General features: G+C 28.1%; 1 protein-coding gene. It reads right to left on the bottom strand.

Annotated features, from left to right (window positions below; translation table 11 throughout):
• Positions 1–139: 139 nt before the first annotated feature.
• The coding region (locus F3G86_RS01160; protein ID WP_149723138.1) for a tRNA 2-selenouridine synthase at positions 140–789 on the bottom strand (650 nt) is incomplete at its 5' end.

The raw sequence follows: 789 nt of genomic DNA, 5'->3' as shown, positions 1-789 counted from the left end.
TATGACTTGCTCCATGTTTCATTATTATCTATAAATTCATAAAATGAGTAAGAAGCATCAGCCATATCAGCATGATCTTTTATATCAGAGATTATTTGTTTTACAGATTTATTTTTAGGATTGTTATTGCTATTTTCCACTATTTTTCCTTAACAAAAGTGTTTTTAGAGCTATCAAAGTAAAATTTATTTCCACCTAATACATAGTTTGTTTCACTCTTACTAAATTTTATCCCAGCTCCTTCATCGCCAAATAAGCCATATTTTTTTGATTGATAACTATATGTTAATGAAATAGTTATAGGTATGATTTGACCATTATCTATATAAAATTTTCTTAGCAATGGTTTTGGTGATTTACTAAAATTCTCATCTCCTATAAACTCTTTTATTTTATTAACATATTCATCTGGTATTTTTACTTTTTTACCTGTTTCATTTTCATAGTCTAGCCATTTAAGATAGTATCGTTTACCATTTGAAAGAGTTTGCTCTATTTTTGGATTGTTATAATACCTTTCTTTTAGTAGCTCTCTCATCTTTGCATTTCTTTCGCTTTTATTTGATATATTGGCTATTTCACTTAAAATTTGTTGATTAACCGCTTTTCTTTCAGCCTCTCTTTTCTCTATCTCTTCAACAAATTTTTGATTAAACACATAAACCCCACCATATTTACTAGCTAAATTTTCTAGCTCAGAGTTGCTTATCTTGTTGCTTGCTTGGTTTGCAGAGCAAGCTATTAAAAATATGCTTGTTAGCAGTAGAAGTATAATGCCTATAAATTTCA

This window comes from Campylobacter concisus, from assembly GCF_902460595.1.
Lineage (GTDB): Bacteria > Campylobacterota > Campylobacteria > Campylobacterales > Campylobacteraceae > Campylobacter_A > Campylobacter_A concisus_BL.
The sequence above is the reverse complement of the archived record's forward strand: the minus strand, read 5'-3'. Positions and strand labels throughout refer to the sequence as shown.